The sequence below is a fragment of the Achromobacter sp. 1011811831 genome (genome assembly GCF_059760905.1).
In genome coordinates this window covers 35,730-61,920 of record NZ_JCBANG010000030.1, presented here as the reverse complement: position 1 = coordinate 61,920, position 26,191 = coordinate 35,730, and the positions used below count along the sequence as shown (strand labels likewise).

The 26,191-nt window shown below is 68.8% G+C and carries 27 protein-coding genes; 2 read left to right on the top strand and 25 right to left on the bottom strand.

Translation table 11 applies throughout. The features are described from left to right. Positions 1 to 80: 80 nt before the first annotated feature. The 15 genes from hutG to gabT form a co-directional block, all read right to left on the bottom strand. Positions 81 to 1,028: a formimidoylglutamase gene (gene hutG / locus AC6LJ9_RS13855; RefSeq protein ID WP_498147995.1), complete on the bottom strand. Its 948-nt coding sequence runs from the start codon at positions 1,026 to 1,028 to the stop codon at positions 81 to 83. Further along, on the bottom strand, positions 1,025 to 1,810 hold the full coding sequence (locus AC6LJ9_RS13850) for an amino acid ABC transporter ATP-binding protein (RefSeq protein ID WP_283093835.1): 786 nt from the start codon (positions 1,808 to 1,810) through the stop codon (positions 1,025 to 1,027). Before AC6LJ9_RS13850 ends, hutG begins: the two co-directional genes overlap by 4 nt. Then, a complete protein-coding gene (locus tag AC6LJ9_RS13845; protein WP_212318974.1) occupies positions 1,807 to 2,481 on the bottom strand; it encodes an amino acid ABC transporter permease in 675 nt (224 codons plus the stop codon). Before AC6LJ9_RS13845 ends, AC6LJ9_RS13850 begins: the two co-directional genes overlap by 4 nt. Beyond that, positions 2,478 to 3,224: a transporter substrate-binding domain-containing protein gene (locus tag AC6LJ9_RS13840; protein ID WP_498147994.1), complete on the bottom strand. Its 747-nt coding sequence runs from the start codon at positions 3,222 to 3,224 to the stop codon at positions 2,478 to 2,480. Before AC6LJ9_RS13840 ends, AC6LJ9_RS13845 begins: the two co-directional genes overlap by 4 nt. Before the next feature lie 148 nt (positions 3,225 to 3,372). After that, positions 3,373 to 4,119, bottom strand: coding sequence for an IclR family transcriptional regulator (locus AC6LJ9_RS13835; protein WP_212318988.1), 747 nt, complete (start codon positions 4,117 to 4,119; stop codon positions 3,373 to 3,375). A 212-nt stretch (positions 4,120 to 4,331) separates the two neighbouring features. Beyond that, on the bottom strand, positions 4,332 to 5,678 hold the full coding sequence (locus tag AC6LJ9_RS13830; RefSeq protein WP_498147993.1) for an amidase: 1,347 nt from the start codon (positions 5,676 to 5,678) through the stop codon (positions 4,332 to 4,334). Positions 5,679 to 5,692: 14 nt separating this feature from the next. Beyond that, positions 5,693 to 6,472 (bottom strand): ABC transporter ATP-binding protein, encoded by a 780-nt coding sequence (locus AC6LJ9_RS13825; RefSeq protein ID WP_498147992.1) that lies wholly within the window; start codon positions 6,470 to 6,472, stop codon positions 5,693 to 5,695. Continuing rightward, positions 6,469 to 7,230 carry an ABC transporter ATP-binding protein gene (locus tag AC6LJ9_RS13820; RefSeq protein ID WP_498147991.1) on the bottom strand — a complete coding sequence of 254 codons (762 nt, stop codon included), beginning with the start codon at positions 7,228 to 7,230 and terminating at the stop codon, positions 6,469 to 6,471. Before AC6LJ9_RS13820 ends, AC6LJ9_RS13825 begins: the two co-directional genes overlap by 4 nt. Positions 7,231 to 7,233: 3 nt before the next feature. Continuing rightward, complete coding sequence (locus AC6LJ9_RS13815) at positions 7,234 to 8,127, bottom strand: branched-chain amino acid ABC transporter permease (RefSeq protein WP_498147990.1); 894 nt, start codon at positions 8,125 to 8,127, stop codon at positions 7,234 to 7,236. A 4-nt stretch (positions 8,128 to 8,131) separates the two neighbouring features. Beyond that, positions 8,132 to 9,007: a branched-chain amino acid ABC transporter permease gene (locus AC6LJ9_RS13810; RefSeq protein WP_498147989.1), complete on the bottom strand. Its 876-nt coding sequence runs from the start codon at positions 9,005 to 9,007 to the stop codon at positions 8,132 to 8,134. A 24-nt stretch (positions 9,008 to 9,031) separates the two neighbouring features. Next, positions 9,032 to 10,267 (bottom strand): ABC transporter substrate-binding protein, encoded by a 1,236-nt coding sequence (locus AC6LJ9_RS13805; protein WP_212318964.1) that lies wholly within the window; start codon positions 10,265 to 10,267, stop codon positions 9,032 to 9,034. Positions 10,268 to 10,406: 139 nt separating this feature from the next. Then, the gene (locus AC6LJ9_RS13800) at positions 10,407 to 11,606 is read right to left on the bottom strand and encodes a CaiB/BaiF CoA transferase family protein (RefSeq protein ID WP_498147988.1); all 1,200 of its coding nucleotides are present in this window, start codon (positions 11,604 to 11,606) and stop codon (positions 10,407 to 10,409) included. Positions 11,607 to 11,648: 42 nt separating this feature from the next. Continuing rightward, positions 11,649 to 12,422 (bottom strand): enoyl-CoA hydratase/isomerase family protein, encoded by a 774-nt coding sequence (locus tag AC6LJ9_RS13795; RefSeq protein ID WP_498147987.1) that lies wholly within the window; start codon positions 12,420 to 12,422, stop codon positions 11,649 to 11,651. After that, positions 12,419 to 13,405 carry an aminopeptidase gene (locus AC6LJ9_RS13790; protein ID WP_498147986.1) on the bottom strand — a complete coding sequence of 329 codons (987 nt, stop codon included), beginning with the start codon at positions 13,403 to 13,405 and terminating at the stop codon, positions 12,419 to 12,421. The genes AC6LJ9_RS13795 and AC6LJ9_RS13790 overlap by 4 nt, the downstream gene beginning before the upstream one ends. A 10-nt stretch (positions 13,406 to 13,415) precedes the next feature. Continuing rightward, complete coding sequence (gabT, locus tag AC6LJ9_RS13785) at positions 13,416 to 14,774, bottom strand: 4-aminobutyrate--2-oxoglutarate transaminase (RefSeq protein ID WP_498147985.1); 1,359 nt, start codon at positions 14,772 to 14,774, stop codon at positions 13,416 to 13,418. A 166-nt stretch (positions 14,775 to 14,940) separates the two neighbouring features. On the opposite strand from gabT, the gene AC6LJ9_RS13780 reads away from it, so the two are divergent. Beyond that, positions 14,941 to 15,630 carry a GntR family transcriptional regulator gene (locus AC6LJ9_RS13780; RefSeq protein ID WP_498147984.1) on the top strand — a complete coding sequence of 230 codons (690 nt, stop codon included), beginning with the start codon at positions 14,941 to 14,943 and terminating at the stop codon, positions 15,628 to 15,630. Between the two features lie 44 nt (positions 15,631 to 15,674). Here AC6LJ9_RS13780 and AC6LJ9_RS13775 read toward each other — a convergent pair whose 3' ends face one another. The 5 genes from AC6LJ9_RS13775 to mltG all read right to left on the bottom strand — a co-directional run bounded on the left by AC6LJ9_RS13775 (position 15,675) and on the right by mltG (position 20,402). Then, positions 15,675 to 16,595: an ankyrin repeat domain-containing protein gene (locus AC6LJ9_RS13775; protein ID WP_498147983.1), complete on the bottom strand. Its 921-nt coding sequence runs from the start codon at positions 16,593 to 16,595 to the stop codon at positions 15,675 to 15,677. Between the two features lie 37 nt (positions 16,596 to 16,632). After that, on the bottom strand, positions 16,633 to 17,403 hold the full coding sequence (locus AC6LJ9_RS13770) for a TatD family hydrolase (protein ID WP_498147982.1): 771 nt from the start codon (positions 17,401 to 17,403) through the stop codon (positions 16,633 to 16,635). Positions 17,404 to 17,490: 87 nt separating this feature from the next. Next, a complete protein-coding gene (holB, locus tag AC6LJ9_RS13765) occupies positions 17,491 to 18,543 on the bottom strand; it encodes a DNA polymerase III subunit delta' (RefSeq protein ID WP_498147981.1) in 1,053 nt (350 codons plus the stop codon). A 69-nt stretch (positions 18,544 to 18,612) separates the two neighbouring features. Continuing rightward, on the bottom strand, positions 18,613 to 19,236 hold the full coding sequence (tmk, locus tag AC6LJ9_RS13760; protein WP_498147980.1) for a dTMP kinase: 624 nt from the start codon (positions 19,234 to 19,236) through the stop codon (positions 18,613 to 18,615). After that, positions 19,233 to 20,402: an endolytic transglycosylase MltG gene (gene mltG / locus AC6LJ9_RS13755; protein ID WP_498147979.1), complete on the bottom strand. Its 1,170-nt coding sequence runs from the start codon at positions 20,400 to 20,402 to the stop codon at positions 19,233 to 19,235. Before mltG ends, tmk begins: the two co-directional genes overlap by 4 nt. A 193-nt stretch (positions 20,403 to 20,595) precedes the next feature. Between mltG and ygfZ the strand changes: the two genes are divergently transcribed. Beyond that, positions 20,596 to 21,597, top strand: a complete 1,002-nt coding sequence (ygfZ, locus tag AC6LJ9_RS13750) for a CAF17-like 4Fe-4S cluster assembly/insertion protein YgfZ (RefSeq protein ID WP_498147978.1) — start codon at positions 20,596 to 20,598, stop codon at positions 21,595 to 21,597. Between the two features lie 101 nt (positions 21,598 to 21,698). Here the strand turns inward: ygfZ and AC6LJ9_RS13745 are convergent, their stop codons facing one another. From AC6LJ9_RS13745 to AC6LJ9_RS13725, 5 genes are all read right to left on the bottom strand, one after another. Continuing rightward, entirely contained in the window at positions 21,699 to 22,388 is a 690-nt protein-coding gene (locus tag AC6LJ9_RS13745) for a VIT1/CCC1 transporter family protein (protein WP_498147977.1), read from the bottom strand. Between the two features lie 29 nt (positions 22,389 to 22,417). Next, entirely contained in the window at positions 22,418 to 22,834 is a 417-nt protein-coding gene (locus AC6LJ9_RS13740; RefSeq protein ID WP_498147976.1) for a PaaI family thioesterase, read from the bottom strand. Positions 22,835 to 22,847: 13 nt separating this feature from the next. After that, on the bottom strand, positions 22,848 to 23,735 hold the full coding sequence (gene mmsB / locus AC6LJ9_RS13735) for a 3-hydroxyisobutyrate dehydrogenase (protein ID WP_498147975.1): 888 nt from the start codon (positions 23,733 to 23,735) through the stop codon (positions 22,848 to 22,850). A gap of 120 nt (positions 23,736 to 23,855) precedes the next feature. After that, positions 23,856 to 25,034, bottom strand: a complete 1,179-nt coding sequence (locus AC6LJ9_RS13730) for an enoyl-CoA hydratase/isomerase family protein (protein ID WP_498147974.1) — start codon at positions 25,032 to 25,034, stop codon at positions 23,856 to 23,858. Beyond that, positions 25,031 to 26,185 (bottom strand): acyl-CoA dehydrogenase family protein, encoded by a 1,155-nt coding sequence (locus AC6LJ9_RS13725; RefSeq protein ID WP_212320460.1) that lies wholly within the window; start codon positions 26,183 to 26,185, stop codon positions 25,031 to 25,033. Before AC6LJ9_RS13725 ends, AC6LJ9_RS13730 begins: the two co-directional genes overlap by 4 nt. Positions 26,186 to 26,191 lie beyond the last annotated feature (6 nt).

Here is a 26,191-nt window from a genome sequence, read left to right as displayed (position 1 = left end):
TCCGCGCGCCGTGCACAAGAAAAAGGGCGGCCTGCTCGCGCAGCGGCCGCCCTTGCCCTTTCAGGCGATCCCGCAAACGATCAGGCCGACAGCAGCTGCCAGGCCAGCCGCGCCGCGGCGCGGGCGCCGTGGCCATCCACGTCGAAACGCGGGTTGTACTCGGCCATGTCGGCCAGCCGGAGCTTGCCGCTGGCCTTGACGCGCAGCGCGATTTCCTCGACCACCGCCATCGGCACGCCGTAAGGCGCGGGCGCCGACACGCCGGGCATGACCGCCGCGGGCAGCACGTCCAGGTCGATGGTCAGGTACACATGGCTGGCCGCCGCCAGCAGGCCGTCCAGCTGTTCCAGACGCGCCTGCAGATGGCGTTCGCCCATGTCGCGGTCCTCGACCCAGACCGCGCCCACTTCGTCGGCGCGCGCGAACAGCGCCGGCGTGTTGGCCAGCCGCGACACGCCCAGGCAGGCGTATTGCAGCTTGCGGCCGCGTTCCTGGCAGTAGGTGGCGATCTGGTCGAACGGCGTGCCCGAGCTGCCGGGCCGGCCGGTGCGCAGGTCGAAGTGCGCGTCCAGGTTCAGCACCAGCACGGCGCCATCGTCGCCGCGCGACTCCAGCCAGCGCGCCAGGCCCTGGAAGCTGCCCCAGGCGATCTCGTGGCCGCCGCCCAGCACCAGCGGGCGGGCGCCCTGCCCCAGCAGCGCGGCCACGCGCTGGCCCAGCGCGTCCTGCGCCGCTTCCAGCGCGTCGCCCTCGCAGGCCACGTCGCCGGCGTCCAGCAGCCGCGTCAGCCCATGGGCCGGCAGGCCGGCCAGGAACTTGCGGATGCCGGCCGGGCCGGCCGCCGCGCCCACGCGGCCCTGGTTGCGGGCCACGCCGGCGTCGCAGGCAAAGCCCAGCAGCACGCCCTCGCCCGCCTCGGCCTGGCCGTCGTAGGCGCGCGCGATGTGCGCCAGGCGGCGCGTGTCGCCGCGCTCGGCGCTGTCGTCGCGCGCCACCCAGACACTGGCGTCCAGTTGGGGCGTGCTCATGCCTGCTCTCCCTGGCCGTTGTTCAGCACGGCCTGCAGGAAGGCGCGGGTGCGCGCCTCGCGCGGCTGGGTGAAGATCACGTCGGGCGAGCCGGATTCCAGGATCACGCCGCCGTCCATCACCGCCACCACGTCGGCCACGTCGCGCGCGAAGCCCATTTCGTGCGTGACCACCATCATGGTCATGCCCTCGCGGGCCAGCAGCTTCATGACCTGCAGCACTTCGCCCACCAGCTCCGGGTCCAGCGCCGAGGTCGGCTCGTCGAACAGCATGACCTTGGGCTGCATGGCCAGCGCGCGGGCGATGGCCACGCGCTGCTTCTGGCCGCCGGACAGGCTGGCCGGCATGGCGTTCATCTTCTGGCTCAGGCCGACCTTGGTCAGCAGGTCCTCGGCCAGCGCGTGAGCCTCGTCGCGGCCCATGCCGCGCAGCTTGCGCGGACCGACCGTGACGTTGTCCAGCACCGACAGGTGCGGGAACAGGTTGAAGCCCTGGAACACCATGCCCACCTGCATGCGCAGCTGGTTCAGCTGCGCCTCGGGCAGCAGCTTGCCATTGTCCTGCAGGGTCTGGCCGCAGATGCGGACGGTGCCGCCCTGCGCCACTTCCAGCCCGTTGCAGCAGCGCAGCAGCGTGCTCTTGCCCGAGCCGCTGGGCCCGATCACCACGACCACCTGCGACGGCAGCACATCGAAGTCGATGCCGCGCAGCACGGCGTGGTCGCCATAGGATTTCTGCAGGCCGCGGATGCGGATCATTTCATTCATGGTTGCGGTGTTCATTGCACCATCCCCCCGGCGCGCAGGTGTTGCTCGACCTTGCGCAGTATCACCATCGCGACCGTGGTCAGGACCAGATAGACCAGCGCCACCACCAGATAGGTTTCCAGCGCCAGGTACGACACGCTGATGATCTTCTGGCCTTCGTGCATCAGGTCATGGATGGTCAGCAGCGACACCAGCGCCGAGTTCTTGATCAGCGCGATGAACTCGTTGCCCAGCGGCGGGATCATGCGCACCACCGCCTGCGGCAGGATGATGATGCGCATGGCCTGGCCCGAGGACATGCCGAGCGAACGCGCCGCCTCGGTCTGGCCGCGATCCACCGACTGGATGGCGCCGCGCACGATTTCCGACACATAGGCGCCGGAATACATGCCCAGGCCCACCACGCCGCAGACGAAGGCCGGCAGCGTGATGCCGAATCGCGGCAGGCCGAAGAACCAGATGAACAGCTGCACCAGCAGGGGCGTGCCGCGGAACAGCAGCAGGTAGACGCTGCACAGGTTGTAGATCACGCGGCGCTGCGGGTTGAGCCGGCCCACGCCGACCAGCAGGCCGACGACGCAGCCCACCAGCAAGGCGCCGGCGGTCACCTCGATGCTGACCAGCGCGCCGCGCAACAGCGCGTCGAAGTCGGCAAAGACGGCGGAAAAATCCAAAGGCTGGTTCATTTCGCGGGGGCCTCGAACCACTTGTTGACGATGGCCTGATAGCTGCCGTCAGCCTTGAGCTTGGCCAGCGCGGCGTTCAGGTCGCGGGTCAGCTCGGGCTTGTTCTTGGGCACGGCGATGCCGTATTCCTCGGTGGTGACCTGCTCGTTCAGCACGGTCAGGTCCGGCGTGCTTTGCGCGAACAGCTTGGCGGCGGGCTTGCCCGTCACGGCGGCTTCGGCGCGGCCGATCTGCACCAGGCTGAACATTTCCTGGTTCTTTTCGACTTCGACGCGCTGCACGGACGGGAAGTGTTCCTTCAGGTAGTTGACCGACTTGGTGCCGACCTGCACCGAGACCTTGCGGCCGTCCATGTCCTTCAGCGTCTTGATCGGGCCGTCCTTCTTGGTCAGCACGACCAGGCCGCCGGCGTAGTACGGGTCGGTGAAGTCGACCACGCGGCTGCGCTCGGGCGTGATGTAGATGGCGGACACGGCGATGTCGGCGCGACCGGCCTGCAGGGCGGGAATCAGGCCCTTGAAGTCGATGTCGATCCATTCGACCTTCTTGCCCATGGCGCCGGCCAGGGCTTCCACCAACTCGATATCGAAGCCGGTGCGCTTGCCGTCCTTGACGAATTCCATCGGCGGGAAGGTGGCGTCGGTGACGGCGCGGATGGTTTCCTGCGCGTGGGCGGAACCGGCGGTCCAGGCGGCCAGGCCCAGGCTCAGGGCGGCGGTCAGCAGAGTGCGACGAGTGGTCATGATCAATCCTAGGAAAGGGATATCGAAAAGGCGAGCCGCGAGGCGGCAGGCGGAACGGGGAACGCGGTGGAGCGCCGGGACAGCATGGAATGGAAAATCAAGGTCGGTCGGGACGGTATTCGGAACGTGACGGTATCGGGCCTGGCGCTCAGCGCGCCTGCAGCTTCTGCGAAATGCGCCGGGCGGCGCCGACCGTCATGTCGATCAGGGCCTGCGGGCGCTGGGCCGCGCGAGTCGACGGCGCCATCAGCGTGATCGAGGCGACGGCCTGGTGGGCGCGCTGGAAGATCGGCACGCTCACGCCCCAGACGCCGGCGTCGACTTCGCTGTCGGTGACGGCGTAGCCCTGCCCGCGTATGGTTTCCAGCTCCCCGGACAGGCGCGCCGGATCCATGCCCGCCTCGCCGGCCAGGTAGCCCAGCGCTGCCTGCAGGCGCGCCACCGGCATGAAGGCCAGCAGGGACTTGGCCGACGCGCCCCGGGCCAGCGGCAGGCCGCGACCCTTGGTGAACGAGCAGCGCAGCGGATGCTGGCTTTCCACCATGTCCAGGCAGACGGCCTGGTCCTTGACCGCGACCAGCAGGCCGATGGTCTCGCCGGACGCGACCGCCAGCGCCGCCATGTCCGGCTGCGCTTCATGGATCAGGAAGGAAGACTGGTCGAAGCCCCAGGCCAGCTGCACGCTGAGCGGCCCCGGTCCGTACTCGCCATCGTGTTCGGCGACGAAGCCCCAGCGCTTGAGCAGCGCCACCTGCCGGTACAGCGTGCTTTGCGCCAGGCCGGTCTGTTCGGCCAGCGCCGCGATGCTGAGCGGCCCGTCATGCCGGGCCAGCGTGGCCAGCACATACAGGACGCGATCCGCGCCGGCGCCGACAGAGGGGTCGGGTGTCAAGATTCATCTCCAAACGAACTGGAGCGGAGATTATCAATTTATGGCTTTGATCCCGCAATTTATTCCCGAAAATTGAGAATTACAAGGGAAAACCCCAGCAAATATGAGAAAAATATCAACAAGGCCATTGCGAGCCAGGCCAAAAAAAAGCGCCCGCAGGCGCCGAAATACCCAGCGCGCACCGGCATGCGCGCCAGGCAAAGCAGGAATCCGGTTCAGGCCCGGTGCGCGGTGGACCCCAGGATGCGCTCCACGCAACGCGCCCAGTACAGCAGGCGCGGATCTTCCTTGACGAAACCCACCAGCTGAAAGCCCAACGGCAGGCCGTTGGGTCCCCGCGCCGCCGGCAAGGTGATCGACGGGTTGTGCAGCAGGGACCAGATGCGGATGAAGGCCGAACTGCCGGTACCGCTGGCAGGCGGCGCCTCGCCCAGCGTGGACGGCATGGCCAGCGCGTCCACATCGCGCGCGGCATCATGGAACGCGCGACGGCAGGCGTCCGCCGCGTCCAGCGCGGCCGCGTACTCGGATGCCGAGATGCCCTCGCCCATCGTCAGGTACTCGATCAATCCCGGATCGCACAGCGCGGCATGGTCGCGCTTGAGCATCGCGTACTCGCGGGCCAGGTCGTAGGCCATGATCACGTCCTGCGCTTCGCCCATCGCCTCGAACCCGGGTGGCATGGACAGCTCCGTTACCTGCACGCCCGCGCGCGACAGCGACTGGAGATGACCGTCGAACACCTCGCGCATGCAGGACTCCGTGTCGGCCCAGTGCTTGGAGCGCCACACGCCGACGCGGAAATCGTCGCGCAGTACCGATTGCGGGTCGTAGCGGGGATCTCCGGTGAAAGCACGCATGAAGAGCGCGGCATCCGCCACGGAACGCGCGATCGGGCCGATCACGTCCAGCGGGCGCGAGTAGCGCCGTATGCCCACGTACGGAATGGCGTCCAGCGTGGGCTTGAAGCCGACCACGCCGCAGAACGCGGATGGGCGCAGGATGGATCCGGCCGTCTGCGTGCCGATGGACAGCGGCGCCATGAAATCGGCCACGGCGGCGGCGGACCCGGCCGACGAGGCCGCCGGCGTGCGCGTCAGGTCATGCGGATTGCGCGCCGGTCCGGGCAGCATGATTGCGTGACGCGATACCGTGTTCTTGCCCAGCACGTTGAAACCCAGCGCGCGCGCCTGGCTGGCCACGGGCGCATCCGCATCCGGCCGGCGTCCGGGAAAGATCTCGGGATCGCCCAGCTCCGTTGGCAGGTCGGCGGTATCTATCGTGTCCTTGATGCCCAGCGGCACGCCGTCCAGCAAGCGCTGGCGTCCGTGACGGTCCCAGGCGCGGGCGCGCGCCAGCGCCCCATGCGCATCCACGCGCACCCAGGCATGGACCTGTCCATCGCGCTGCTCGATGCGCTCCAGGCAGGCGCGGGTCCAGTCCTCGCAGCTCAGCGCGCCACGCTCCAGCGCCGCCAGGCCTTCCATGGCGGTCAGCGTGGCGACATCGCCCGGCGGCGGTCGGCGCACGGCCGGGGAATCAGTCATATCGGAAGTGGACAAGGCATGGCTCCTGGCTAAGAAAAGGAAGGGGATGAGACGGGGTCCGCGTCGGATCCGCCGCCATTCAAGCGAACGTCGACGCCCCTGGCCTGGCCGCCCCGCCCGATATACAGGTCGCTCATATGCTCATTGGCCAGCAGCGCCTGCCCCGTATCGGTCAACACGATGCGGCCCGAGTCCAGGATGTAGCCCCGGTCGCTGAAGGCCAGCGCCTGGCGCGCGCGCTGTTCCACCATCAGCACGCCCACCCCGATCTGCGGCAGGCGGCGCACTTCGGCGAAGACCTGTTCGGTCAGGGCCGGCGACAGGGCAGCGGAAGGCTCGTCCAGCACCATCAGGCGCGGCGAGGACATCAGCGCGCGCGCGAAGGCCAGTTGCTGGCGCTCGCCGCCGGACAGGTTCTCGGCGCGCGTCCCGCGCCTGCCCGCCAGCGCGGGAAACAGGTCAAACATGTCGCGGATGCGCTGCTCGCGTCCGCGCACGTGCTCGACCACGCGCAGGTTCTCCAGCACGGTCAGGGCGCCGAACACATTGCGCACCTGCGGCACATAGGAGATTCCGATGCGCACGCGCTCCTCGACCGGCAAGGCCAGCAGGTCGCGTCCATCAAAAGCCAGCACGCCGGCCATGCGCGGCAAGAGGCCCATCACGGCCTTGACCAGGGTGGACTTGCCCGCGCCGTTGGTGCCGGCGATGGTGACGATCTCGCGCGCGCCCACGCGCATGTCGATGCCGCTGACGATATCGACTTCGCCGTAGCCGCCGGCAAAGCCCTGCACGACGAGCAGGCTCATATCACACCCCCCATGTACGCCTCGCGCACCTGTTCATTGGCCAGGACGCTGTCCGGCGCCCCCTCGGCGATCACCCGCCCACGGTCCATCACGTACATGCGCGGCGCGATGCGCGCCAGCTCTTCCAGGTTGTGTTCAATGATGGCGACGGTCAGCCCGCGCTGGTTCAGTTCGACGATGCGGTCCGACAGTTCCTCGATCAGCACCGGGTTGACGCCGGCGAAGGGCTCGTCCAGCAGGATGCAGCGCGGCTCCAGCATCAGTAGCCGGCCCAGTTCCAGCAGTTTCTTCTGCCCGCCCGACAGCTTGCCGGCCGGCTCGTCGGCCACCCTGGACAGGTTCAGGAAATCCAGCAACCCGCGCACGCGCTCGGCCAGGCGCGCCTCTTCTCGGGCCACCTCGCGGCGCGCGAACAGCAGCGCCGACAGTTTCTCGCCGCGCTGATCCGGCGCGGCGGCCATCATGTTGTCGAATACGGTCAACTGGCTGAACTCGCGCGGCACCTGGAAGGTGCGCGCCAGCCCTCGCCTGACCCGCCGGTGCACGGCCATGCCCGTGATGTCTTCGCCGCCGAAGTTCACCGTGCCGGCGCTGGGCGGGATATACCCGCTGACGACCGAGAACAAGGTGCTCTTGCCCGCGCCGTTGGTGCCGATCAGCCCGACCAGCTCGCCTTCGCGCACTTCCAGCGACACGTCATCCAGCGCCTTGAATCCGGCGAAGCCGGCGCTGAGCCGGTTGATTGATAGCAAGGCCATGCCTTATCTCCTGCGCGTGGAACGGTTGCCGAACAGGCCCTGCGGCCGGTAGAGCACGACGCAGATCAGCGCCAGCCCGATGATGCCGATGCGCACGCTGGCCATCAGCACCTCGGAAATGCCGCCCACGAAGTCGCGCACGAAACGGGATCCCTCCAGGAAGCCGACCAGCAGCGCGGTGCCGGCAACCACGCCCGCCAGCCGCCCTACTCCGCCCAGGATAATGGCGATCCAGATGTAGAACGTGATCAGCGGCACGAACTGTTCCGGACTGATGAAGGTCAGGTAGTGCGCCTGGAAGGCGCCGGCCAGCCCCGCCAGGCCCGCCCCCAGCATCAATGAGCGGGTCTTGAAGCGGGCCGGATCCTTTCCCAGGGCCCGCACCGCCACCTCGTTGTCGCGCACCGCTTCGATGACGCGGCCGAACGGACTGCGGATCACCAGGTGTATCAGCAGCAACGCGCCCGCATTGACCGCCAACAGCGCCAGCATGATCCACAGGTCCACGGTCTGCGGCGAAGCCCAGCCGGCGAACAGGCGAGGAATGCCGGGCAGGCCGTGCATGCCGCGTGTCAGCCATTCCTCGGTCTGCAGCATCATGCGCAGCGATTCCGAGAATCCCAGGGTGACGATGGCCAGATAGTCGCTGCCCAGCCGCAGGGCGATCATGCCCAGCGGATAGGCCGACAAGGCCGCGATGGCCGTGGCCGCCAGCATGGCCAGCGGGACCGGCACGCCCTTGAGCGACAGCAGCGCCGAGGCATACGAGCCTATTGCGAAAAAACCCACGTGGCCAAAGTTCACCAGTCCCGTGAAGCCATAGTGCAGCGACAGGCCGAACGCCAGCAGCATGTAGATCAGCACGCCGATGGCGATTGCAATCAGATAGGCTTCCATCGTCTCACCTCACCGCCATCGGACGGCCAAAGATGCCTTGCGGGCGCAACAGCAGCACGCAGAGCAACACCGCGAACGCGAACACGATCTTGTAGGCCGGCCCCACGACCAGGCTGGCGACTTCCTGCGCGATGCTGAAGACCATGATGCCCACGATCGCCCCCACCGGATTGCCGATGCCCCCCAGGATCACCGCCGCGAACATCGGCATGAGCAGTTCCCAGCCCAGTTCCGGAATGACCACGGCCTTGATGCCCAGCAGCACGCCGCCCAGCCCGCAGTACGCCCCGGCGATGGTCCAGAGCGTGATCATCACGCGCCGTCCGCGGATGCCGCTGGCGGCCGCGAGTTCGGGGTTGTCCGCCACCGCCCGCATGCGTCTGCCCGTGGGCGTGAGGTGCATCAGGACGAACACCAGGGCCAGCGCCGCCAGCGCGGTGCCGACGATGTACAGATCGGTCGGCAGGATGCGCACGCCGCCGAAGTTCCAGGCGCGCGTCAATGGCAGGTCGAAGGTGTACTGGTCCTGGCCGGCGAAGAACGTGATCGTGCTGCGCAGGGCGAAGGCCACGCCGATCGAGGCGATCAGGCGCGACACGTTCGAGCGCGACTCGAGCGGCCGGAACACCCAGGCATAGAAGAACAGGCTGACGGCCGTGGTTGCCGCGATGGCCGCCAGGCCGCCCGCCAGGATCGAGCCGCCGGCAGCCACCTGCGTGAAAGCCGCCGTGTAGGCCCCCAGCGTCATGTAGTCGCCGCTGGCGGCGTTGGGAAAGCGGGCGATGCCGAACACCAGCGTGATCGCCAGCGCCGGCAAGGCCAGCAGCATCCCGATCACGACGCCGTTGATCGCGGCGTTGATGACGGTGATTGCATCCATCTTGTATCCCCCTGGAGGCCTGGTTCAGACCTTGCCGGCAATGACTTCCTTGAGCGCCAGCTTGCCATCGTGGATGTCGAAGACGCCGAAGTCGGGCACGGTTTCGCCGTGCGCGCCGAACTCCAGGCGCGACGAGGCGCCGTCGTAGTCCACCGGCTTGCCGGCGCGCAGCAGCGCCTGCCCCTGCGCGAAGCCGCTGACCTTCTCCGCGCCGCTCTTTCCCGTCACGTCGCGAATCTTGCCGTTGATGGCGGCCACGTCGGCGGTGCTGCCCGCGGCCTCGATGGCGAGCGCCAGGGTGATCACCATGTCGTAGGACTGCGATGCGAAGATGTCCGGTTCGCGCTTGGTGCGCTTGCGGAATTCGGCGGCGAATTGCTTGTAGGCCGGATGCTCGTGCGCCGCCACGTTGGAAATGGAGATGATGCCTTCCGTCGCTTCCTTGCCCAGGGCCTTGACCAGGTCTTCGTTGGCGGTCCAGCCCGGCATGATGAACTTGCAATCCTGGCCGGTCTGGAACCATTCCTTGAGGATGATGGTGGCGTCCGGCCGGTAGGCGCTCAGCGAGATCACGTCGGGCTTGGTGGCGAGCACCTTGTTCAGCTCGGTTCGGTAAGTGGTCTGGTTGGGCTCGTAGATGACGAAGGCGCTGACATCGCCGCCGCCCTGCTTCCAGGCATCCCTGAAGTAGTTCGCCTGCCCGACGAAGGTGGAGTTGTTGAACGCCATCACCGCCGGCCGCTTGAAGCCGCGCTGGCGCGCCACCTCCGCGAAAGCGCGGCCGAACACCGCGTTCGAGGCCTGGAACATCCAGGCCAGTCCGCGCTTGTTCTCGGTCAGCATTTCCGGCGCGCCGCAGGTGTTCATGGTGATCAGGCCGGCCGCGTTGGTGATGGGCATGGCGGCCAGGCCGACCGACGACGGCCAGATGCCGATCACGGCCTCGACCTTGTTGATCTCGATGAGCTTCTTGACGGCCAGCACCGCCGCGTCGGGCTTGGTCTGATCATCTTCGGCGTAGAGCTGGAACCGGCGCCCGGCCGCGCCGCCGGCCGCGTTGACCTCGTCGACGCCGATCTTGATGGCTTCCAGCATGGCCGGTCCGTAGGGACCGCCCACGCCCGTGATGGAGTTCAGGGCGCCCAGGCGGAAGGGCTGCGCGCCCTGGGCGCGCGCGGGAAAGGGCGTCAGGCCTGCGGCGGCGAGCGCCGCGCTCGCGGCGAGGAAATCGCGGCGGGAAAAAGAGATGGGCTGCGTCATGAAGGTTCCTTGCGGCGTGAACTTCTTGGTTCAACTTCGAATAAGCGTCGGTGCCCATGGCGCCGACGTCCCCTGTGGCTTGGATAGGACTTCAGTACTGCCGATTGTGGTTTTCGGATCGCTGACCGCCGGCGGCGGGTCAGGCGATGGCCCCCCTTGCGCGCATATCCGCGATCCTGTCGGCCGGCACGCCAAAGCGGCGCAATACCTCGTCGGTGTGCTGCCCCATCAGCGGCGCGGCCGTGCGCAAGGCGCCCGGCGTGCGCGAGAACTTGGTCGGAATGCCTATGGTTTTCATGCTGCCCAATGCGGGATGCTCCAGTTCCTGCACCATGCCGCGCGCCAGGTAGTGCGGATCACGCATGGCCTGGCCGAAGTCATTGATGGGTCCGCAGGGCACCGCCGCCCTTTCGCAGCGTTCAATCCAGGTGGCGGCGTCGGCGCGGGCGAACTCCGCCTCCAGGATAGGCTCCAGCTCGGCGATATGGGCAAGCCGGTCGGAATTCGTCACGAAACGCGGATCCGTCACCAGCTCGGGGCGTTCGAGCACCTCGGTGCACAGGCGCTCCCAGGTGCGCTGGTTGGCCGCGCCGATCATGATGTAGCCCTGGCGCGTGCCGAATGCCTGGTACGGTGCGGACACCCGGTGGCGGCTGCCCGTGCCCTGAGGCACGGTGCCCTCCGCGAAATAGGCCGCGGCCTCCCAGACGAACCAGGGCAGGCCGCATTCGGCCAGGGCAATGTCGACATGCTGGCCTTCGCCCGTCTTCATCTGGTGGATGCAGGCGGCCAGGATGGCATAGGCGGCCGTCAGCCCGGCGCCCACATCGTAGATGGCGATGCCGGATTTCAGCGGACGCCCGCCAGGCTCGCCCGTCATGCTCATGATGCCGCTCATGCCCTGGGCCACCAGGTCGAACCCGCCCTTGCCCGCGTAGGGCCCGGACTGCCCATAGCCGGAAATCGAGCAATACACCAGGCGCGGGTTGATGGCGGACAAGGTGTCGTAGTCCACGCCCAGCGATCGCGTCACGCCCACGCGGTAGTTCTCGACCACCACATCGGCCCAGCGCGCCAGTTCGTACAGCACGGCGCGCGCCTCGGGGTCTTTCAGGTTCAGCGCCACGCCCTGCTTGTTGCGGTTGATCTGGGCGAAGCAGGTGGACTCGCCATTCACGTAGGGGCCCATTTCGCGGGAATCGTCGCCGGAGCCGGTCTTCTCGACCTTGATGACCTCGGCGCCCAGATCGGCCAGGACCATGGTGCAATAGGGACCGGCCATGATCTGGGAAAGATCCAGAATCTTGATGCCGGCCAGGGGGGAAGCAGTTTGAGTCATGACAGTTCGATCCTGGGGTTCGTTCCTGGGCCTTGAGCCGGATCAGCGGCCTATGAATTCGGGCACCTGCTTGCGCGCGAACGCCTCGCGTCCGCGCCGGTAGTCTTCGGTGGCGAAGCAGGCATAGGCCTCGGCCCGCTCCGCCGGACTGAGCGCGCGGCCTTGCCGCAACTGCGCCACGAAGCGCTTGTGCCAGCGGTTGACCAGCGGCGCCGCGGCGGCGATGCGCAAGGCCGTGGCGTAGGCGTGCTCGACCACGCACTCGTCGTCGACGATCCGGCTCAGCAAACCCTTGGACAGGGCCTCCTCGGCGCCGAATATATGACCTTCCAGCAGGATTTCCAGGGCGCGCGCCGCGCCGATCAGGTCCATCAACTCGACCAGTTCCTGGTGATCCACGGTCAGGCCGATGCGGTTCACCGGAATGCCGTAGCGGCTGCCGCGCCCCGCGACGCGGATGTCGCACATGGCCGCCAGCTCCAGCCCGCCCCCCACGCAGACCCCTTCGATGCAGGCCACCGAGGGATGACGCAGCTGCTTGAGCGCCCCGGTCATGGACAGCGTGAACGCGGCATATTCGGCCGCCTGCGCCGCGCCGTCGCGCTCATCGGCGAAACCGCCGATGTCGCTGCCGGCGCAGAAGGCGCCGCCCGCGCCGCGCAGCACGACGCAACGCACAGCGTCATCGACCTCGAGTTCGCGCATGACGCGACCGAATTCGCGATACATGTCCAGCGTGAAGGCATTGCGCTTTTGCGGGCGGTTCATCAATACCGTGGCGACCCCGTCGCCATCGTGGGACAGATCGATGCTCATCGGGCCGCCTCCCCGTCCAGGCGCAGCTCGGTGCCTTGCAGCACCACGCGGCCATCCAGCTCCAGCGTGGCGTCGGTGACGATGGTGTCGTAATGCGCCGCCGCCTTGACGGTGCCGCCGATATAGGCGCTGGTGCCCAGCGCCAGCTGGATCGAACCGTAGACGGATTCGTCGGACAGCATGGTGCCGTCCAGCTGGCAGCGGGGATTCATGCCCACGCCCAGCTCACCCAGGTTGTACACGAGCGGGTCATTGAAACTGGCGAGCAGGTCGCGGAACCGGCGCGCCACCTCGCCGCCCTCGATGGCGACGGCCATGCCTTTTTCCAGGCGGATGCGCACGGGTTCGTCACGAATCAGCGATACCCCCGGAATGCTGGCATTGACCACGATGATGCCTTCGGCCGTGCCTTCCACCGGAGCCAGGCTGGACTCCAGGCAATACCCCGCCGAGATATCCGTGGTGTTGGCGAAGCCATGCAACGCCCGGCCGCGCCGCCCGGCGATGCTCATGCGCACGTCGGTGCCGAGCGCGCTCGTGACCCGTGCCGTGTCGGCGCGGGTCAAGGCATCGGCCAGGCCTTCGATCTGCGGCCGCAAGGCGTCGAAATCCGCGTCCCAGCCCTCGGCCAGGAAGAAATCGGGCTGGTGCGATTCCGGCAGCACGATCACGCCCACGCCAGCCCGGGTCGCCCGCTGGCGCGCGTCGGTATGGGCGGCATTGGCCCGGGTGAGCGCGATCACCAGGTCGGCGGCCTGCATGGCCTCGGCCACCACCGGCGACAACTGGCGTCCATGGCGCGCCGAGCCCGCGATCTGCATCAGGTTCAGCGACGCACCCGCCTCGTCCACGGCAATGGCCAGCGGCTCCACGTTGTGGTGGGTGTGCAAGTCCGACAGCACCAGCACTTCCATGCCCGGACGCGCGGCCCCCAGCTGGCTCACCACCTTGCGGGCGTTCTTCAGTTTCAGCAGCGTATGCATGTCGGGCTCCTCAAGCGGCCCGCGCCGCGCGGGCGTCGGCCAGATCCTGCGCCTGGGCGACCGCGCGCTCCAGGATGTCCAGGCCGCGCCCAAGCTCGTCGGCGCCGATGCACAGCGGCGCCAGGAACCGGATCACATTGCCGTGAAAGCCCGCTTTCACCAGGATCAAGCCGCCTTGGTACGCGGCCTGCACGATATGCGCGGCCAGGTCCCCGGCGGGCTCGTGACCCGTTGGATCGCGCACCACCTCGAACGCGACCATGGCGCCCAGCCCGCGCACGTCGCCAACAATGCCGTAGCGCCGCGACCAGGCTTCGAAGCGCGCGCGCACGCGCCCGCCAACATCCCGCGCCCGCGCCGTGTAGTCGTCCCGCCGCATGACCTGGATCGCGGCCAACGCCGCGGCGCAGGCCAGCGGATTGCCGCCATAGGTTCCGCCCAGTCCGCCCACCGCGGGCGCGTCCATCAGATCCGCGCGCCCGACCAGTGCCGCGATCGGCAGGCCGGCGCCCATGGACTTGGCCAGGGTGTAGAGATCGGCCTGCACCCCGGCGTGCTGGGTGGCGAACCACTCGCCGCTACGGCAAAAGCCCGATTGGATCTCATCGGCGATCAGCACGATGCCGTGCCGGCTGCAGTATTCGCGCAGCGACTGCAGAAAGGCTGGTGGCGCCACATGGAAACCGCCCTCTCCCTGGATGGGTTCGATGATCACCGCCGCGACCTGCCCCGGCGTGATCTCGGACTCGACCAGGCGACGGAACTGCTCAAAAGCGGCCCGCGCGCAGGCGTCTTCGGTCAGGCCGGAGCGATAGCGCACGGGAAACGGCGCCCGGTACACCTCGTTCGCGAAGGGGCCGAAGCCGCTCTTGTAGGCCGGCGCCTTGGCGGTCAGCGACAGCGCCATGTAGGTGCGGCCATGGAACGCATTCTCGAACGCCACCACCGCCTGCCTGCCGGTCGCGCGGCGCGCGACCTTGATGGCGTTTTCCACGGCTTCCGCGCCGGTGGTCTGCAGCATGACCTTCTTGGGCCAGTCGCCCGGCACCAGATCGATCAGCGCCTCGGCCAGTTCGATATAGCCGGGATACATCACGATGTTGAAGCAGGTATGCAGATAGCGCTCGGCCTGCGCGCGCACGGCGGCCACCACCTCGGGGTGCGCGTGCCCGACATTGAGCGTGCCGATGCCGCCGGCGAAGTCGATGAAGTCATGACCGTCGAGATCGGTCAGCGTGGCGCCGGCCGCGCGTTCGGCGAACACGGGCGGGCCGTTGGCCACCCCCAGGGCCACGGCGGCCTCTCGCCGCGCCTGGAATGCCTGGCACTGCCTGCCGGGAAGTTGCGGGGACTGCGTGGCGTCTGTCATTGCCCTGGGCTCCTGGGAAGGGTGGATGCAGCGACGATCGAGACCACTATATTCTTGTGCTATTTATTGTGTCAATACTAGATTACAACTATGCATTTTAAATTGTGCACAATCTTGAGTTCAAAATAGTGCTATGCTTTCCCGCGACTTGAAACCAGGTGCCCACATGCCCGAGAAACGCGCCACGCCCTCTGCCGCCGAAGAAAAACGCAAGCCGGCTTCCACCCGCGACGTCATTCTGGATCTGCGCGAGCGCATCGCCTCGCAAGCCCTGCTGCCCGGCACACGGGTGCCCGAAGAAGACCTGGCGCAGGCCTACGACATCCCCCGCGCCAAGGCGCGCGAGGTGCTGGCCACGCTGGAAGATCGCGCGCTGGTGGAACGCGTGCCGAACAAGGGCGCCGTGGTGGCGCTGGTGGACATGGAAACCACGTACCGTCTCTACCAGGTGCGCGAAGCGCTGGACGGGCTCGCGGTGCGGCTGGCCATCGCCAATGCCGAGCCTGCCGATTGGGAAGCCATGCAGGCCCTTCTGGGCGAGCCGTTCGAACAGAGCCTGAAGAACGGCGACATCGAGGCGCATGTGGCCACGATCGAGCAGTTCCGCAATCACATCAAGGAACTGGCGCGCAACCCCATCCTGAGCGACATGATCGAACGCATCTATGACCGCACCCGCGTGTCGATGCGGCGCGTGGCCCTGCTGCCGGGCCGTTCGGAAATGGGAATCAAGCAATACCGCGCCCTGCTGGACGCGATGGTGCGCGGCGACGCCGACGAGGCCGAGCGTTGCGTGCGCGAGCTGAACGCCAGCGCGCGCGACTATATCGAGCGCTACAAGAACTACGTCATCTGACGGCCTGGCGCCGGCACGCCCGGCGCCAGGCCGGGACGCACCCTTTACTCGTAGCTGTTCAACTGGACGCCGGATACGCCGCGCACCGCCGGCGCGCCCGCGCCACCGGGCGCGACGGGCTGCTGCGCCTGCCCGGCCGGGGCCAGCGCTGGCGGCGCATCCGTCGCGGGAACCGGCTGCGCGGTCTGCCCGCCCTGGCCGGGCGCCATGCCCTGCTGCGCCTCGCCCTCGCCCGCCGGCTCGATCTCCGGCGGCGCGGCCGCGCGCCGCGCCTGCTTGTCCCGATCCTGGCGCGCGATCAGCTCGCGCAGCTCGGCGGCCAGCTTGGTCGACTTGCCGGTCGTGGCCCAGTCTGCCGCGTTCTGCCCCTTGGTATCGCGCGTGGTGACGTCGGCGCCCGCCTTGAGCAGCAGCTCGACCATGGACTTGTTGCCCGACAGCGCGGCCATCATCAGCGGCGTCTCGCCCGAGGGCGCGGGCGCGTTGACCATGGCCTTGTGCTGCAGCAGCAGTTGCGCCATCGCCAGCTGGCCCTTGGACGCGGCATAGTGCAGCGGCGTCCAGCCCAGGCGGTTGACCTGGGCGCCGCGGGCGATGAGCGCGCGCGCACGGTCAGTCTGGCCCGCGATCGCCAGGTACATCAGCGGGGTCTCGCCCGCCGGATTCTCGGCGTTCACGTCGGTGCGGCGGTCGGCGGCAATCGCGTCGAACACGTTCCAGGCGCCGGCCACCACCGCGCGCATCAGCGCCGGCTGGCCATTCTGGAAACGGACATTGGGATCGGCGCCTTGCGCCAGCACGTCCTTGATGTCGTCGGCGTAGTCGTTGGCCAGGTAGACCCACCAGTCGTTCGGATTGGCGGCCTGCGCCGCGTGGGCCGCCAGCGCCATCGCCATGGCTGCCAGCGCCTTGCGTGCGGACGGGAACGAGCCTCGAACGGGCGACGGACGGCGGGCGATCTGCATGGGAACCTCGCGATTCAACTTAAATTATTTTCTTAATTTATTTCTTTATCTTTTTGAAAAGATTAAAGAAATTATCGGTTGACGCGCGCGCCACCTCGGCCACGGTGATGCCGCGCAGGTCGGCGATCTTCTCGGCGACATGGATCACCTTGGACGGGTCGTTCAGCTTGCCACGGTACGGCACCGGCGCCAGGTACGGCGAATCCGTTTCGATCAGCAGCCGGTCCAGCGGCACCTTGGCGGCGACCTCGTGCACGATCTGGGCGTTCTTGAAGGTGACGATGCCGGACAGCGAGATATAGAAATTCTGGTCCAGCGCCGCCTGCGCGACCTCCCAGTTCTCGGTGAAGCAATGCATCACGCCGCCGACTTCGCCGGCGTTTTCCTCGCGCAGCACGCGCACCGTGTCCTCGGCCGAGGCGCGCGTGTGCACGATCAGCGGCAGGCCGGTCTCGCGCGCCGCGCGGATATGGCGGCGAAAGCGCTCGCGCTGCCAGTCCAGCGGCTCGGACAACCGGTAGTAGTCCAGCCCGGTCTCGCCGATGGCGACCACGCGGGGATGGGCCGACAGGCGCGCCAGCTCTTCCACCGAGGGGTCCGGCGTGTCTTCGTAGTCGGGATGCACGCCCACCGACGCCCACAGATGGGCGTGCGGCTCGACCAGCGCCATCAGGCCGGGCCATTCGGGCATGTTGACGCTGACCACCAGCGCGTGCGTCACCTGGTTGGCGGCCATGCGCTCCAGGATGGCGGGCAGGTCGGCGGCCAGTTCGGGGAAATTCAGATGGCAGTGGGAATCGACGTACATGGAAATCCGGGTTGCGGGCGCCGCCCCTGGCCCTGACCCTGGCCGGCGCCGCGCTCGTGCGGGCCGCGGGCGACGGGCGGCGCGGGACTACGCCAGGCAGGATAGCACCACGCGCTGCAGCGCGGAGTGGGCGAAAAGCTTGGCATTCAAGGGGTGCGTGGCCAGCGCGCGCTGGCGCGTCAGCCAGCGCGCGGCTTCGGCCACGCGGGCCGGCCGCGCGCGCGCGGCCACTTGCGCCACGCCCGCGCCCAGCGCGGGGAAGTAGCGCACCGGCGCGCCGGCGGCGGCCAGCATCAGGTCGGTATAGAAACGTTGCAGCGCGTCGATCCAGTCGGTCGCCGGCACCTTCTCCAGCGCCTCGGCCAGCGTGCCCACATCGGGCGACTGGCCCTGCGCCAGCGGCGCGACCATTTGGCCCAGCCACGGCGGACAGGCGGCCTCGCCGCTCTGCGCCAGGCGCAGGGCCGCCAGCGGCGCGCCGCCGCCGGCCGCCAGCCATTCGCGGGCGGGTTCGACGTTCTGCTCGCGCAGCCATTGCAGCGCGGTGTCGGCATCGGGCGCCGGCAGGGGCAGGCGGCGGCAGCGCGACACCAGGGTCGGCAGCAGCCGGTCCGGCGCATCCGCCACCAGCAGGAATACCGTGTGCGGCGGCGGCTCTTCCAGCACCTTGAGCAGCGCGTTGGCCGAGACCACGTTCAGCGCATGGGCCGGATACAGCAGCGCCACGCGCCAGCCGCCCCGATGGGTGGCGGTGTTGAACCAGGACTCCAGCGCGCGGATCTGGTCGATGCGGATTTCCTTGGACGGCGCGCGCTTGGACGCGCTGCCGGCCACGGGCTCGGCATCCTCGGCCTGTTCGGCGGCCTCGGCGCCCTCTTCCACCGCGATGGCTTCGGGACGAATGCGGCGCAGATCGGGATGGTTGCCGCTGGCGAACCAGGCGCAGGCCGCGCAATGGCCGCAGGCCAGGCCGTCCTGCGGCGTCTCGCAGAGCAGGCTGGCGGCGGCGGCCACGGCGAAGTCCAGCTTGCCGATGCCGGCCAGGCCGTGCACCAGCCAGGCGTGGGCGAAGCGCTCGCGGTTGCCCAGCCAGTTGCGGGCGGTCTCGAGCTGCCAGGGCAGGAATTGCGGCGCGCTCACTGGGCTAGCCTCCTATTCACGGAGCCGATGCCAGTTCTCATGCGGGCACCTGCGGATGGACGAAGCGCGTCATGCGCGCCCTTCGATCAAGGCCTGCAGGCCGGCTTCCAGCTCGGCCCGGATCTCGGGTATGGAACGGGTGGAATCGATCACGTGGATGCGGTCCGGGTCCGCCTTGGCGCGTGCATGGTAGGCCGCGCGGGTGCGCTCGAAGAAGGCCGCGCCCTCGCGCTCGAAGCGGTCCGGTTCGCGCGCGTCGGCCAGGCGCTGGCGCGCCACTTCCAGCGGCACGTCGAACAGCCAGGTGCGGTCGGGCTGGCCCGCCTGCATCCAGGCCTCCAGCGCGGCCACGCGCTCGGCGCCCAGGCCGCGGCCGCCGCCCTGGTAGGCGTAGCTGGCGTCGGTATAGCGGTCGCAGACCACCCAGGCGCCGCGCGCCAGCGCCGGCTCGATCACCTGGCGCGCGTGCTCGCAGCGGGCGGCGAACATCAGCAGCGTCTCGGTGTCCAGGCCCATCGGGTCGTTCAGCACCAGGGCGCGCAGCTTCTCGCCCAGCGGCGTGCCGCCGGGCTCGCGCGTGGCGACCACTTCCAGGCCCTGCGCGCGCAGGAAATCGGCGATCCAGCCGGTGTGGGTGCTCTTGCCTGCCCCGTCGACGCCTTCCAGCGTGATGAAACGTCCGCGCGAGGTCATTCGTCTTGTCCTTGTTGTTCCGGTTGCGCCGGCTGTTGGGCCGGCTGCTGCGGCGCTGATTGCGGCTGCGCCGCCTGTTGCGGCGACTGCGGCTGCGCCGGCTCCGCCGGCTGGGCGGGCCGCGCGGCCTGCGCCGGCCGCGAGGGCTGCGCCTGCTGTCCCTGGCCCAGGATGTAGCGCGACACGTTGCGGTTGTGCTCGTTCAGGTTGACCGAGAATTCGCTGGTGCCATTGCCCTTGGACACGAAGAACAGGTACTTGTGCTGTTCCGGCTGCACCGCGGCCAGCAGCGCCGCGCGGCCGGCCGCCGCGATCGGCGTGGGCGGCAGGCCGGGCCGGGTATAGGTGTTCCAGGGCGTGTCGGTCTGCAGGTCGCGCTTGCGGATGCGGCCCTGGTAGGCGTCGCCCATGCCGTAGATAACAGTGGGATCGGTCTGCAGCAGCATGCCGATCTTCAGGCGGTTGGCGAACACGCCCGAGACGCGCCGGCGGTCGGGTCCATGGCCGGTTTCCTTTTCGATGATGGACGCCATCACCAGCGCCTCGTAGGGCGTGGCCATGGGCAGGTCGGCCTGGCGCTTGGACCAGGTGTCGTCCAGGATGCGCTGGCCTTCCTGGTAGGCGCGGCGCAGCAGGTCGTAGTCGGTGCTGCCGGGCGTGAAGATATAGGTATCGGGGAAGAACAGGCCTTCGGGGCGCTTGATGTCCGAGCCCAGCCGCGTCATCAGGTCCTCGTCGCTGATGTCGCCCAGGGTCTGCTTGACGTCCGGATGCTCGCGCAGCGCCTGGCGGATCTGGCGGAAGGTCCAGCCTTCCAGGAAGGTGATCTGGCGCTGACTCATGTCGCCACGCGCCATGCGTTCCAGCAGCTGCCACGGCGAATCGCCGTTGATGGCCTGATAGCCGCCCGCCTTGATCAGCTTGTCCTGCTCGGACAGGCGCGCCATCCAGACGAAACCCGGCTCCCAGACCGGCACGCCGGCCGCGTTCAGCGCGCGCGCGACCGTGCGCGGGCTGCTGCCCGGATCCACCACGAAATCGATCCTGTCGGCCTTGAGCTGCATGGGCCGGTGCATCCAATGCCAGGCGCCGCCAACGGCCGCCGCGGCGGCCAGCACCAGGAGCAGCAGGGACCACAGGAAATAAGAACGGAGTCGCTTCTTCATAAGTTCCGGAAGTTTAATGGATCGCGCGCGGGTCCGACGCTGGAAATCGGGACAGAATGGTACGCGACGCGGGCGACACGCCCCTGAACGGCGCGAGGGATTGGCCTGGACCCGCGCCGAAGACGGCTATCATCGGATCTTTGAAGATGCGATGCGGCCCCATCCTGCGCGGGCCGCCACAAGACACGCCGCCATGCACGATTTCCTAGCTTCGATTCCGTCCAACGCCGAAGGTTGCGCGGCCTGCGCGCCGCTGGACGATTTCCTGGTCATTTCCGCCTCGGGCGCCGATGCGCTGACTTTCCTGCACGGCCAGCTGACCCAGGACGTCACCGGCCTGCCGGCCGACGCCGCCCGCCTGGCCGGCTACTGCACCGCCAAGGGCCGGCTGCTGGCCACGCTGCTGATGTGGCGCGCCGCCCCGGGCGCCGGCGATGAAGCGCCGCAGCTGTACGCGCTGCTGCGCCAGGATCTGTCGCAAGCCCTGCTCAAGCGCCTGTCCATGTTCGTGCTGCGCGCCAAGGCCAAGCTGGCCGCGACCGCGCTGCACGCCTGCGGCGTGCGCGCCGCCGACGACGCCCAGCTGGCCGCGCTCGAAGCCGCCGCCGGCCCGCTGCCGCGCCAGACCTGGGAACGCGCCGAGCTGCCGTCGGGCACCTGGATCGCCGCGCCCTCGGCGGCCGGCGAACGGCGCTGGTGGTGGATCGCCTCGGACGAGCAGCTGGCCGGCGCCTCCGCCCTGGCCGGCGCGCTGACGCGGACGGACGCCGACGCCTGGCGCGCGGCCGACCTGGCCGCCGGCATCCCCTGGATCGGCGCCGCCACCCAGGACCTGTTCATTCCGCAGACCGTCAACCTGGAACTGATCCAGGGCGTGAGCTTCACCAAGGGCTGCTATCCCGGCCAGGAAGTGGTGGCGCGCAGCCACTACCGTGGCACGGTCAAGCGCCGCATGGCCTACGGCCGCGTCGAGGCCGGCGCCCAGGAAGGCGCGCTGGCGAACGTCGATGTGTATGACGCCGCGCAGCCGGGCGAACCCGTGGGCCGCGTGATCGACGCGGCGCGCCATGCCGGCTCGGTCAGCGCCTTGTTCGAGATCGCGCTGGCCGCGCTGCCCGGCGACCTGCGCCTGGGCGCGGCCGACGGCCCGCGCATCGCGGTCGCGCCGCTGCCCTACTCCATTCAGCCCGAGTAAACGCGCGTTCCAAGCGGGCGCTTGCCGGACGCGTGCCGCGCAGGCGTGCCTGCTGGCGCGCACCCGTTGGCGCGCGCCTGCTTCCCGATCCGTGGAAGACGCTAAACAGCCACGCCGAACAAGGCGCCCACGCCAGCCGTGACCGCCATGGCCAGCGCGCCCAGGATCGTGACGCGCAAGGCGGCCGGCCCCTTGGGCGCGCCGCCGACGCCGGCGGCCAGCGCACCCAGCGCGGCCAGACAGGCGATGGACGCGCCCGTCACGGTCCAGATCAACGGTCCGGTCGGCGTAACCGCCGCCACCGCCAGGGGCAAGGCCGCGCCGCCCGCGAAACAGGCCGCCGACGCCACGGCCGCCTGCACCGGACGGGCGCGGTTGTGCAGCAGGATGCCCAGTTCGTCGCGCGCGTGCGCGTCCAGCGCGTCATGATGCGTCAGCTGGCTGGCGACCTGCGCCGCCAGTTCCGGCGACAGCCCGCGCTGCACATAGATCTCGGTCAGTTCAGCCAGTTCCTCGCCGGAATTGCGCTTGAGCGAGCGCTGTTCAAGCCGCAGGTCGGCCGCCTCGGTATCGGCCTGCGAACGCACGGACACGTATTCGCCGGCCGCCATCGACAGGGAGCCGGCCACCAGGCCGGCCAGTCCCGAGGTCAGGATGGCGCCATGCGCGGCCTGCGCCGCCGCCACGCCGGTGATCAGGCTGGCGGTGGACACGATGCCGTCGTTCGCGCCCAATACCGCCGCGCGCAGCCAGTTGCTGCGGAAAATCCGGTGATGCTCTTTTGCAGGCATGGTTTGCTCATGGAGTGGCGGGTCTACCGCTAGACTCTCACAGCGGTCAGCAAGCCTATCACGCAGAGCGTGGCCTGGTCTTGCGCGTGCGCATGGACTTCGACCTGGCAGATGGACAGGCGCCGGCCCGGCTTGACCACGCGGCCGGTGGCCGTGTAGCGCTCGCCCCTGGCCGGGGCCAGGAAGTTCATCTTGAACTCGGAAGTCAGCACATCCTGGCCCGGCTCGAACAGGCTGTAGGCGGCGTAGCCGCCGGCCGTGTCGGCGATGGTGGTGGAAATGCCCGCATGCAGATAGCCGTTCTGCTGGCACAGGTCGGCGCGATACGGCAGCGTGATCTCCACCCTGCCCGGCTCGACCAGGCCCAGCTCGGCGCCCAGCAGGCGCATGATGCCCTGCCGTTCAAAGCTGGCGCGGACCCGCTCAAGCGGGTCGGCCAGCTGCATGCCGGCGCTCACCTCAGTCCTCGCGCTTGAGCAGATTGACGATGCTGGAGAAATCCAGCTTGCCCGAGCCGCCGGCGCTGTGCAGCGAATACAGGTTGCGCGCCAGCTCGCCCAGCGGGATCGAGGCGCGCGCCGCCAGCGCGGCCTCGGCCGCCAGGCCCAGGTCCTTGAGCATCAGGTCCACGCCGAAGCCGCCGGCGTAGCCCTTGGACGCGGGCGCGTGTTCCATCACGCCGGGCCAGGGGTTGTAGAGTTCGGTGGCCCAGTTGCGGCCCGAGCTCTTGGCGATGATGTCCGACAGCACCTTGGGATCCAGGCCATTGGCCACGCCCAGCGCCAGCGCCTCGGAGGTGCCGGCCATCAGGATGCCGAGCAGCATGTTGTTGCAGATCTTGGCGACCTGGCCCGCGCCCGCGGCGCCGGCGTGGAAGATATTCTTGCCCATCTTTTCCAGCACCGGACGGGCGCGCTCCAGCGCGGCGGGCAGGCCGCCGACGATGAAGGTCAGCGTGCCGGCGGCCGCGCCGCCGGTGCCGCCCGACACGGGCGCGTCGATCATGGCGATGCCGCGCGCCTCGGCGGCCTGCGCCACCTTGCGGGCCGAGTCCGGCGCGATGGTGCTGCACTCGATGACCAGCGCGCTGGCCGGAATCTTGCCCAGCAGGTCCTCGCCCAGGTACAGCCCTTCCACGTGCTTGCTGGCGGGCAGCATCGAGATGACGACTTCGGCGCCCTGCACGGCGTCGGCGGCCGACGTGGCCGCCTTGGCGCCGGCGTCGGTCAGCGTCTTGACGGCGGCGGGCGCCAGATCGTAGACCGTCAGGCTGTGGCCGGCCTTGACCAGATTCAGCGCCATGGGCGCGCCCATATTGCCCAGGCCGATAAACGCGATGCTGCTCATGATGTCCTGTCTCCTGTTGCTTTTGCTATTGCTGCTGATGCTTGTAGGGGGAAATCGTTCAATGCCTCGTGCCTTGCCGCCGGCCTGACCGCGTCCCCGGGACGCGGCCGCGAGCCGGCCCTAGCGTCCTTGCTTGCCCAGGTCGTCCAGCGGATGCGGCTGGCCCTCGGGCCAGGGTTCGTCGAAGAACTTCTGCACCCAGGCGTCCGTGGCCACGTCCAGCACCGCCGGATTCCAGCGCGGCCGCTTGTCCTTGTCGATCAGCAGCGCGCGGATGCCCTCGGCGAAATCGCCATGCGCGGCGCAGGCCAGCGCGGCGATGTACTCGGCGCGGAACACGTCGTCGAGCGAGCGCAGCCGCATGCGCTGCTGCAGCGCGAACGACAGGCGGACCGAGCCGGGCGAGCCGGCCAGCATGGTGGACGCGGCGCGCGCCAGCCAGGGATCGTCGTGGTCCTTCAGCGCCGCCAGTTCCTCGTAGATGTCGTCGAGGCGGTTGCCGCTGCACAGGTTGTTGATCAGGAAGGAATGCTGGCGCAGATGGCCGGGGTCCATCGGCGTCTGCGGCTCCAGCGCCGTCAGCGCGCGCCGCAGCAGGCCGTCGTTGATGGAACGCGGGGGGATCGCGTCGCTGTCCGGCGCGGCCTGCGCCTGCCCGGCCCAGGGCTGCTCTTGCAGCGATTCCAGCAGCTTGGGCCAGTCGGCGTGGTCCAGGCGAAAGTCGGCCAGGCCGGCGAAGAAGGCATCGGCCGTGTTCAGCTGCGCGCCGGTCAGCGCCAGGAACATGCCGATGCGGCCGGGCATGCGGTTGAGCAGCCAGCTGCCGCCGACGTCCGGGAACAGGCCGATGCTCACCTCCGGCATGGCCAGGCGCGAGGCCTCGCTCACCACGCGGTGGCTGGCGCCCATCATGAGCCCGATGCCGCCGCCCATGACGATGCCATGGCCCCAGCACAGCACGGGCTTGGGATAGGTGTGGATGCGATAGTCCAGCCGGTATTCCAGCTCGAAGAAGCGCCGCGCATAGGCATTGGCCCACGGCCCCTTGCCGGCGTTCTCGGTCATGCTGCGGTACAGCCCGTGCAGGTCGCCGCCGGCGCAGAACGCCTTCTCGCCCGCGCCTTGCAGCACCACCAGGGCCACGCCGGGATCGCGCGCCCAGGCATCCAGGCGCGCGGCCAGCAGTTCCACCATTTCCAGCGACAGGCCGTTCAGGGTCTGCGGCGAATTCAGCGTCGCGATCCCGAAACGCATGCCATTGGCAGCGGCCCTTTCTTCAAACAACACCGGTGCAGTCATCGTATGTCGGCTCCTTTTTCCAACAATTGGCGGGCGATGATCACGCGCATGATCTCATTCGTCCCCTCCAGAATCTGATGTACGCGAGTATCGCGCACCAGACGCTCCAAGGGATAGTCCCGCAGGTAGCCGTAGCCGCCGTGTATCTGTTGCGCATCCAGGCAGATCTGGAAGCCCATGTCGGTCGCGAAGCGCTTGGCCATGGCGCAGTAGGTGGCCGCGTCGGGCGCGCCGCCGTCCAGCTTGCAGGCGGCCAGGCGCACCATCTGGCGCGCGGCCACGAGGTGGGTGGCCATGTCGGCCAGCTTGAATTGCAGCGCCTGGAATTCCGCCAGGCGGCGGTTGAACTGGCGGCGCTCGTCCATGTAGCGCCGGGCCGCGTCCAGCGCGCCCTGGGCCGCGCCGACCGAGCAGGTGCCGATGTTGATGCGGCCGCCGTCCAGGCCCTTCATGGCGATCTTGAAGCCGTCGCCCTCGTTGCCCAGCATGTTGGCGGCCGGCACGCGCACGTTCTCGAACACGATGGGCCGGGTGGACTGGCTGTTCCAGCCCATCTTTTCTTCCTTGCGGCCATAGCTGATGCCGGCGCTGTCGGCGGGAATGGCGAAGGCGCTGATGCCGGCCGCGCCCTCGCCGCCGGTGCGCGCCATCACGATCAACAGGTTGGTATCGCCGCCGCCCGAGATGAAGGCCTTGGCGCCGTTGACGATGTAGTCGCCACCCTGGCGCTGCGCGCGGGTCGACAGCGAGGCAGCGTCGGAGCCGGCGCCCGGTTCGGTCAGGCAATACGAAGCCAGCTTCTCGCCGCTGGCCAGTTGCGGGCCCCATTCCTCGCGCAGCGCGGGCTGGCCCCAATGGCCGACCATCCAGGTGGCCATGTTGTGGATGGTCAGGAAGGCCGTGGTCGACGGATCCACCGCCGCCATTTCCTCGAACACCAGCGTGGCGTCCAGGCGCGGCAGGCCCAGGCCGCCGATCTCTTCACTGGCGTAGATGCCGCAAAAGCCCATCTCGCCCGCCCGCGCGAACGCTTCGCGCGGGAATATGCCCTCGGCGTCCCAGTGCGCCGCGTGGGGCGCCAGCTCGCCTTGCGCGTAGTCGCGCGCCGCCTGCGCGAACGCGCGCTGCTCGTCGGTCAGTTCCAAGTCCACAGCCTA

Coding starts and splice junctions, on each gene's coding strand:
- AC6LJ9_RS13840 (WP_498147994.1), bottom strand. CDS start 3,224: ATGACCACTCGTCGCACTCTGCTGACCGCCGCCCTGAGCCTGGGCCTG.
- AC6LJ9_RS13825 (WP_498147992.1), bottom strand. CDS start 6,472: ATGAGCCTGCTCGTCGTGCAGGGCTTTGCCGGCGGCTACGGCGAAGTC.
- AC6LJ9_RS13795 (WP_498147987.1), bottom strand. CDS start 12,422: ATGAGCATCGATCTGTCCCACGATGGCGACGGGGTCGCCACGGTATTG.
- AC6LJ9_RS13820 (WP_498147991.1), bottom strand. CDS start 7,230: ATGGCCTTGCTATCAATCAACCGGCTCAGCGCCGGCTTCGCCGGATTC.
- ygfZ (WP_498147978.1), top strand. CDS start 20,596: ATGCACGATTTCCTAGCTTCGATTCCGTCCAACGCCGAAGGTTGCGCG.
- AC6LJ9_RS13850 (WP_283093835.1), bottom strand. CDS start 1,810: ATGAACACCGCAACCATGAATGAAATGATCCGCATCCGCGGCCTGCAG.
- AC6LJ9_RS13780 (WP_498147984.1), top strand. CDS start 14,941: ATGCCCGAGAAACGCGCCACGCCCTCTGCCGCCGAAGAAAAACGCAAG.
- AC6LJ9_RS13815 (WP_498147990.1), bottom strand. CDS start 8,127: ATGGAAGCCTATCTGATTGCAATCGCCATCGGCGTGCTGATCTACATG.
- AC6LJ9_RS13745 (WP_498147977.1), bottom strand. CDS start 22,388: ATGCCTGCAAAAGAGCATCACCGGATTTTCCGCAGCAACTGGCTGCGC.
- AC6LJ9_RS13730 (WP_498147974.1), bottom strand. CDS start 25,034: ATGACTGCACCGGTGTTGTTTGAAGAAAGGGCCGCTGCCAATGGCATG.
- mltG (WP_498147979.1), bottom strand. CDS start 20,402: ATGAAGAAGCGACTCCGTTCTTATTTCCTGTGGTCCCTGCTGCTCCTG.
- hutG (WP_498147995.1), bottom strand. CDS start 1,028: ATGAGCACGCCCCAACTGGACGCCAGTGTCTGGGTGGCGCGCGACGAC.
- mmsB (WP_498147975.1), bottom strand. CDS start 23,735: ATGAGCAGCATCGCGTTTATCGGCCTGGGCAATATGGGCGCGCCCATG.
- AC6LJ9_RS13845 (WP_212318974.1), bottom strand. CDS start 2,481: ATGAACCAGCCTTTGGATTTTTCCGCCGTCTTTGCCGACTTCGACGCG.
- AC6LJ9_RS13740 (WP_498147976.1), bottom strand. CDS start 22,834: ATGCAGCTGGCCGACCCGCTTGAGCGGGTCCGCGCCAGCTTTGAACGG.
- AC6LJ9_RS13770 (WP_498147982.1), bottom strand. CDS start 17,403: ATGTACGTCGATTCCCACTGCCATCTGAATTTCCCCGAACTGGCCGCC.
- tmk (WP_498147980.1), bottom strand. CDS start 19,236: ATGACCTCGCGCGGACGTTTCATCACGCTGGAAGGCGTCGACGGGGCA.
- AC6LJ9_RS13790 (WP_498147986.1), bottom strand. CDS start 13,405: ATGCATACGCTGCTGAAACTGAAGAACGCCCGCAAGGTGGTGAGCCAG.
- gabT (WP_498147985.1), bottom strand. CDS start 14,774: ATGACAGACGCCACGCAGTCCCCGCAACTTCCCGGCAGGCAGTGCCAG.
- AC6LJ9_RS13805 (WP_212318964.1), bottom strand. CDS start 10,267: ATGACGCAGCCCATCTCTTTTTCCCGCCGCGATTTCCTCGCCGCGAGC.
- AC6LJ9_RS13800 (WP_498147988.1), bottom strand. CDS start 11,606: ATGACTCAAACTGCTTCCCCCCTGGCCGGCATCAAGATTCTGGATCTT.
- AC6LJ9_RS13775 (WP_498147983.1), bottom strand. CDS start 16,595: ATGCAGATCGCCCGCCGTCCGTCGCCCGTTCGAGGCTCGTTCCCGTCC.
- AC6LJ9_RS13810 (WP_498147989.1), bottom strand. CDS start 9,007: ATGGATGCAATCACCGTCATCAACGCCGCGATCAACGGCGTCGTGATC.